Source organism: Deinococcus alpinitundrae, from assembly GCF_009982895.1.
GTDB classification, from domain to species: Bacteria; Deinococcota; Deinococci; order Deinococcales; family Deinococcaceae; genus Deinococcus; species Deinococcus alpinitundrae.
The window spans coordinates 1-4,678 of the sequence record NZ_WXZL01000063.1 but is presented as its reverse complement, the minus strand read 5'-3'; the positions used below and the strand labels follow the sequence as shown (position 1 = coordinate 4,678).

Below are 4,678 nucleotides of genomic sequence, written 5' to 3'. Positions count from 1 at the left end.
CTCGGCGGAAAAGTTTTTCCAATTGTTAAGATTCTTAAGAGGATTCCGACTGCTAAGTAGATGACTGACCCGCAGAGAAAACCCCCCAAAGCAAAAAAAAGGGAAATTACTCCCTCTTACTTACCTTGTTTGACTTTGTAATCTGTTTTCACGAGTACTGTCTTACCGTTGTGTACTTCGTAAGTACCTGTAGAGCTTCCGTTGTCGTTGGTAAGGGTGATTTTTTGTCGTACTGGTCTGCCGGATTTGTCGGCGGTGATCTTGCTCTCTGTAACCTTGGTCATTGTGGTCCTCCTGGTTCCTGATAAACGCCCCGAACTTGTATTCGTCCTGTCAGGATCAGTAAGCCTTGGGCCGCAATTAGAATCACATCTAGGGATTTCACAAGAGCTTCTTGCAAGGCCTTCTCGGGAGTCATCGGCAGTCGTGGAAATGCTTCCTTGAACTCATCCTGAGCACCTTCCAATTCCAGATCAACCTTCGTCATTTGCTTTCCTTGGAAGTAGTCCGACATCTTTCAAAGACTCCAGCGAGGAGGCGTGGACTCTGTAAAGACGTTTCCCCAACTTAACCGCTCTTATTTCACCTTCTCGGACTAACCGAAGGACTGTCGCCTCACTAATCTTAAGGATGTCTGATACTTCTTTTGTTGAATAGAACATTTAATCACCTTTGGAGTTATTCTAGCTCCAGAGGTTGAAAATAGCGAAACTAGACCTTTTACTGTTGATGAAGTACAATATAAGTAAAAGGGATGATCTACTAAATCATCCCCATGCAAAGTCTCTGTTCCATTGTAATCCGACGACACTATTTTATCACACTACAGCCTCTCAGGCAAAGGAATAAACCCAAAAGACTCCCTGCAAAACCTAGGGAATAATGTCGTACACCATTGAAGCTTCATCATTATCACTGAACTACCCTTTCTTAAAGTCTCTTCCATCTAGACGTGACTTCTACGATTTTGCCAAGAACTACCTAGAAGATTGGCATGGAATGACTCTAGAAAGGCTTGAGGAGTTAGCGAGTCAAACAGAAAGCGCAGCCTTAAACATTATCAACGACATGCACAGCTTCCACTTTAGAACTTGGGACTCCCACTCCCTCTATCTCAATCCAGATCAATACGAGTACTGTCCTGAAAAGGAGCTGTGGCACCCTCGTCGTTTCAAACCTCCCCACTTACTCCAGCGTCGGGGGGTCGAAAACACCGAGGGATTTAGGAAACTGTTTACAGACTTCCAGGATACTTACAATCCAACTCAGGACAAGTATCTTTCCATCCTTGTCGAACTTGGGAGTCTCTCCGACATGGGCATTATCCGAGAGATTTCTAAGAGCATTTCAGGCAGCAGCATGAGCTACTGCAAAGTAGAACGTCCTGCCAAATCCAAAGAGCTTAAACACCATCTCCACATACTTACCTTGGCCACTCCCATCACTGTTATCCCTGAGACCGTAGGTAAATACAAAGTTCAGATCAAGGAATTAGGACAGGAGCAATACTCCAATGAACCGATGCTCGTTAACCTTTATACATTCCTGCTATACCTACATAAGCCCTACGATGCTCGGATTTTCGCCAGCGGCAAGAACATTAATAACCTTTACAGGCTTCTTCTAGAAGACCTTTTAAACTACAGCCCCAACAAAAAGCGCCAGTCAACACCAATTAGACGGTGGAGCTTAAACATTCCCTTATTAGGGTACAACCCTTCTAGCGAAGCAGCATGAAACCCCACCTAGGGTTCTAGGTGTTCTCTATTTTGCTGCAGTGTGGCGCAAATTTTAGAGGGACATGTCAGATACTCTGATCTTAGTTGTCTGCTTCTTCAACGACAATGTCCGGTAGACGAAAAGTACCATCAGATTGTGAAGGGAAAGGAACAACACGTGAGACGGCATCTGTGTTGATGGGTCCGTAAATGTGGGGAAAGAAAAGACCGCTGTCTTCATATTCCTCGTACTTGAGTTCGGATGTCAGTTGAGCTGGGTCCACCAGCAACAAGACCAAGTCCGATTGGCCCTGAAACAGTGTATTTGCAACTTCAATCAATTGCTGCTCAGTGGGTGTAGAGCAGTGGATGAAACCTTGAGTACCGAGGCTGGCGTGGACGTACTGGCCGTGGCGCTGCGCTTCTTGCCAAGCATCAGCGTCGGTAATGTGAACAATCATCGTCACACCTTAAAGCTCTGGTGTACTTGCTGAGCAAGGTATTGGCCTTGCCCTTCTACAAAGCCGCAGCCCAGCGGGTGAATCAGATACACCAACAGCCCTCGCCTCATCTCTGTTCGTTGTTACGGCTCACACCGGACCGTTCGTGGACCGTAGCACCAACAAATCAGTTCAAGTGCCAAGCCCGCCTCAGGCACAGGTTATCTCGGAGCCGCTCAGCCCGTTCTCGGATGACCTGAAGAGCCACCAAGGTCGGCTTGCATACCAGGTAGTCGTGCCTCAACTGCTGGGCTGAGACGTCGCCCGCTGCTGCCCAGCTCAACGCTTCGGCCACAGCACGCCGGGTCAGCACACGAAGCTGCCATACGTCTTCGTGCTCAGCCGGTCGCATCATCCCTTCAGAGTATGGACGACTTCCTTGCCTGGTGGTCAGCAGGGCAAGTTGAAGCTGCAACAGATACTCTTCGGTTCCAACAAAGTATTATACCCAGCTCGTTTTAGGTAAGGGATTTTCGGCTTAGCAGCGTCGGTAATACCCAGCAACGGACTTACCCTTCTTGGTGGTATATCCCCTGACGTAGGAATCCAACCCTCAAGCGACGTTCAACGACATGCACAAGACATCGAACTTGTAGAGGGCCACAATCAGGGAATGGACTCACTCATGGTGGAGCAGGACATGCTTCTGAGGGTGCAGAGCAACCAAACCCAACTTGAAGTGCGGAGGCTTTGCGAACAGAGCCGCAGGCTGATGAGGGACCATCAGACCATCGTTGACGAATCCAGACGGGCTTTGGAGAAGTCATGGGAGCTGCTCGCCAAATACGGGGACAGCAACCTGCGCTGAGCCTCCCACGGAACTTGAGTCCCTGCTACTGAACTCCGCAGAAGGATTTTCTCAGGAGTACACCGAACTGCCACACCTCGCACGGGGTGACGACGGACATCCTGCCTGATAAGCTCCCATTAGTTGCTGACCACAAAAAAAGAAGAGCCGCCGAAGTTTGGCGACCCAAAGCGAACTCTTCTTTTCCGATTCAGGGACGAAAATTCATCCCCATTACTGGAACTTTAGCACCTTCCAGTGATGGGGAAAGTGTAGGTCAGGCACTTGAACGAAAAGTTAGCGAAGCTATTGACCCATAGCAGGCAGACCCTCTTCCCTGGTAGTACAGCGTTTGTCGAACTGGATGCGTCTTCAGTCCTCCAGACTGTCAGGCCAACAGAGGTGCCAACGAAGGTACAGGTACACCCCTACAAGCCCTTTGCCGACCACCTGGACGTGCAGGGCACACAGCAACTCACCAAAGGCGCTAGCAGGCTGTGGGAGCTGCTACATCACGTCGGTGTGTACGTGGCAGATCATCGGCATTACCACCGCAACACCTCATCAGTGGTGTACTCCCTTCCCCAGTCCCTTGTAGCTTGGACGCTTGGTTACACAGACCGACACGTGAGGAACCTGCAAGGGGAACTAGAAGCAGCGGGCCTACTGGACAGCTCCCCATTGGCAGCACGGGTCAACGGGGAGAACCTGTGGGCTTCCACGCTATGGGCGGTCAAGCTGACCACTAAGGCGACCATGCCACGCCTTACGCCAGAAGATTTCCAGCACCGCTGGCGAGATTTCCAGCAGGACTTGAGGTCGAAGAACACGGCGCAGAGCATCATTTCCGGTCTAAAGAACGCTGTGAAAGTAGTAAAAGAACGAATTCTTGAAGACGTGGCAACGTTAGGGATTTTTAGACTAAACCCCCCGTTATCCTTTAGTCCGGAACATCCCTTCAGCACGCTAAGAGACAGTGTTTACAGCCTTAGCCTACTGGCCGAAATTGGGCCTGAAACCTCCAAAGCCGTTGACCGTCTCGCCGGAGCTTTTTCTAGAGCCTTCGGAGACGAACACAGTTTTCTTTGGTGGTGTTCTAAATTCTGGTCAGTAGTTGGAAGTTGGGAGCGAGTTGGAACCCTACAGGCTCAGCTACACCGTGTCCTAGCCGACATGGAGGAGTTTTCAGGAATAAGAAATTGTGCGGCGTGGTTGAACAAGCGGCTGACATCACCTCCGTTGCCAAGCTACGTCTAACCTCAATAACCAATTCCTAAGTCTGTAGAAACCACCTGGAACTTACGAGGCGACCTGCCCCCGTTGTCTGATTCGAGGGGACTTCGTATATTTGTTCAGCGATTTGTTAGCAGAAAACAATTAAATGGGACTTGTGAAGCTTACCTGCAACCAAGACGGTTTACACCTCATCCTGTTCCCTGACCTTCGCCCTGCGAAGTATCTTTAAGAACTTCTCTTCTACTAACTTCTCTCTGTATGCACTGCCTGTGTATAATGCTGTGCTGATGGGTGTATAATCGTTTGAGAATTCAAAATACGTGGAAAAGTTTTTCCATCTCGGCGGAAAAGTTTTTCCAATTGTTAAGATTCTTAAGAGGATTCCGACTGCTAAGTAGATGACTGACCCGCAGAGAAAACCCCCCAAAGCAAAAAAA

At 49.2% G+C, this 4,678-nt stretch carries 7 protein-coding genes; 2 read left to right on the top strand and 5 right to left on the bottom strand.

The features are described 5' to 3' along the window. Positions 1-116: 116 nt before the first annotated feature. Genes GUI70_RS22165 through GUI70_RS25340 form a run of 3 tightly spaced genes read right to left on the bottom strand, consistent with a single transcriptional unit; the run spans position 117 to position 662 of the window. The gene (locus GUI70_RS22165) at positions 117-284 is read right to left on the bottom strand and encodes a hypothetical protein (RefSeq protein WP_161884451.1); all 168 of its coding nucleotides are present in this window, start codon (positions 282-284) and stop codon (positions 117-119) included. After that, entirely contained in the window at positions 281-487 is a 207-nt protein-coding gene (locus GUI70_RS22160) for a hypothetical protein (protein ID WP_161884450.1), read from the bottom strand. Before GUI70_RS22160 ends, GUI70_RS22165 begins: the two co-directional genes overlap by 4 nt. Then, on the bottom strand, positions 474-662 hold the full coding sequence (locus GUI70_RS25340) for a helix-turn-helix domain-containing protein (protein ID WP_161884449.1): 189 nt from the start codon (positions 660-662) through the stop codon (positions 474-476). The genes GUI70_RS22160 and GUI70_RS25340 overlap by 14 nt, the downstream gene beginning before the upstream one ends. 220 nt (positions 663-882) lie before the next feature. Here GUI70_RS25340 and GUI70_RS22150 point away from each other — a divergent pair, with 220 nt between their 5' ends. Next, entirely contained in the window at positions 883-1,737 is an 855-nt protein-coding gene (locus GUI70_RS22150) for a hypothetical protein (RefSeq protein WP_161884448.1), read from the top strand. Positions 1,738-1,819: 82 nt separating this feature from the next. Here the strand turns inward: GUI70_RS22150 and GUI70_RS22145 are convergent, their stop codons facing one another. Beyond that, positions 1,820-2,179: a DUF952 domain-containing protein gene (locus tag GUI70_RS22145; protein WP_161884447.1), complete on the bottom strand. Its 360-nt coding sequence runs from the start codon at positions 2,177-2,179 to the stop codon at positions 1,820-1,822. A gap of 652 nt (positions 2,180-2,831) precedes the next feature. Here GUI70_RS22145 and GUI70_RS22140 point away from each other — a divergent pair. Continuing rightward, on the top strand, positions 2,832-3,026 hold the full coding sequence (locus GUI70_RS22140; RefSeq protein ID WP_161884446.1) for a hypothetical protein: 195 nt from the start codon (positions 2,832-2,834) through the stop codon (positions 3,024-3,026). Between the two features lie 1,396 nt (positions 3,027-4,422). Here the strand turns inward: GUI70_RS22140 and GUI70_RS24770 are convergent. Beyond that, positions 4,423-4,678 (bottom strand): hypothetical protein (locus tag GUI70_RS24770; RefSeq protein ID WP_237725115.1); only part of this gene is annotated, 256 nt, incomplete at its 5' end.